Below are 1,519 nucleotides of genomic sequence, written 5' to 3'. Positions count from 1 at the left end.
GCATTTTGGCAACGATTTCATCCAGGAAGGCGTCGCCGGCATCGACGGTGACGGCAACCGCCATCGCCTTGCCGCGCGCGGCCTCGCGCAGACGGCCAGCCTCGGCAGGTTCGACATAGCGCGGGCTTTTGGCGAAGAAGATAAACCCGACATGGCTGGCGCCGCCGGCCAGCGCCGCGGCCATTGCCGCGTCGGTCTTCAAGCCGCAGATTTTGATGTCGAGTGCCATGGCGCGGGAATTGGCATGAAAAGCGATAAGAGTCGAGAAAAAGCATGCTGTTTGCCGGCACGGCCAAAGGCGCTACCTATGGATGGACAGGACGCAAGGCGGGAGCACGATCATGGCCGACAGAACCGTAGCCGAACTCAGGCAGAAGATTGCGCAGGCGCGCGAGGTCATCGCGCACCTGATCGACAAGGCCGCCTTCAATGGCGCCGAGGCGCACCGCGCGCTCGACTATTTCGGCGGCGATGAGTTCGACGGCAATTTCCTGCCGTGGCCGCATCATGGCGATGAGGGGTTGCGGCCCGAAGACTTGAACGCCGCCAACGACGATTGAGCGATCTACTCGAACATGATCGCTTGCAGCGCACCGCCATTGCGCTTCAGCCAGTCCTTGCAGCGATCGGTGTCGGGGCAGAGCTTTTCGCACAGTTTCCAGAATTTCGGGCCGTGGTTCATCTCCTTGAGATGCGCCACTTCATGCGCGACGAGATAGTTGATGACCGGCGACGGCGCCATCATGATGCGCCAGGAAAAGGACAGATTGCCTTCGGAGGTGCATGACCCCCAGCGGCTTGACGTGTCCTTGAAGCGGATCGCCTTGGCGCGCTTGCCAAGCGCCTCGGTGTGCTTGGCCACCAGCTTCTCGATTTCCTTCTTGGCCTCGCGCTTGAGGAAATCGGCGAGGCGGCGCGGCAGATGTATGCGGTCGCCATGCACGATCAAGAGCGGACCACGTTCGTCGCGCGACACGGTGACGGTGCCGCGCTTTGACGGTTCATGGACGATGCGGTGCGGCACGCCGCGCACCGGGATCCTGATGCCGGGCCGCACCTGCGGCCGCGTCGGCACCTTGGCCAGTCGCTGCTCCAGCCAGTCCTGATGCCGCTCGAGGAACCTGTCCACTTCGCCGCGGCGCAGGCCTGGCGGCACGGTGATGCGCAGACCCTGGCCGCCTGAATCGATACGCAGCGTCATTCGGCGCGCCCTGGCGCTCTCGACGATCTTGAGCGGCAGCGTGCGGCCGGCGACGCAATATTCGCGCTCCACGACAGGCGTGGGCTTGGGCTTTGCCAGATTGCGAAAGAAGCCGAGAGTCATGGGGGGACGATACGCGATTCGAGAAAAACGACTAGAACAAAAAAGAAACGGCGCCGCTCGCGCGACGCCGTTTTTTCACGATGTGACCAGTCGCCGGATCTCAGTCGTCAAGCAGGTTCGAACCCTTGCCACGCTTGGTGGTCGTCGTTCCGGTGCTCGGATCGGTCTTCGTCGGCGCCGTCGACTTGTTGCGGT

General features: G+C 63.0%; 2 protein-coding genes and 1 pseudogene. 1 reads left to right on the top strand and 2 read right to left on the bottom strand.

The genetic code is table 11. The features are described from left to right. A pseudogene (locus tag ENZ75_RS31535) lies at positions 1-229 on the bottom strand (N-(5'-phosphoribosyl)anthranilate isomerase); the annotation flags it as partial. Positions 230-341: 112 nt separating this feature from the next. Here ENZ75_RS31535 and ENZ75_RS31530 point away from each other — a divergent pair. Then, positions 342-560, top strand: a complete 219-nt coding sequence (locus ENZ75_RS31530) for a hypothetical protein (protein ID WP_013528317.1) — start codon at positions 342-344, stop codon at positions 558-560. Positions 561-565: 5 nt separating this feature from the next. Here the strand turns inward: ENZ75_RS31530 and ENZ75_RS31525 are convergent, their stop codons facing one another. Further along, positions 566-1,324, bottom strand: a complete 759-nt coding sequence (locus tag ENZ75_RS31525) for a M48 family metallopeptidase (RefSeq protein ID WP_063169786.1) — start codon at positions 1,322-1,324, stop codon at positions 566-568. Between the last annotated feature and the right edge of the window lie 195 nt (positions 1,325-1,519).

The sequence above is a fragment of the Mesorhizobium sp. M7A.F.Ca.CA.002.04.1.1 genome (assembly GCF_004022805.1).
Lineage (GTDB): Bacteria > Pseudomonadota > Alphaproteobacteria > Rhizobiales > Rhizobiaceae > Mesorhizobium > Mesorhizobium ciceri.
This window is presented reverse-complemented; position numbering and strand designations above follow the sequence as displayed.

Excerpts from the sequence above, each read along its gene's own strand:
- ENZ75_RS31530 (WP_013528317.1), top strand. The coding sequence starts at position 342 with ATGGCCGACAGAACCGTAGCCGAACTCAGGCAGAAGATTGCGCAGGCG.
- ENZ75_RS31525 (WP_063169786.1), bottom strand. The coding sequence starts at position 1,324 with ATGACTCTCGGCTTCTTTCGCAATCTGGCAAAGCCCAAGCCCACGCCT.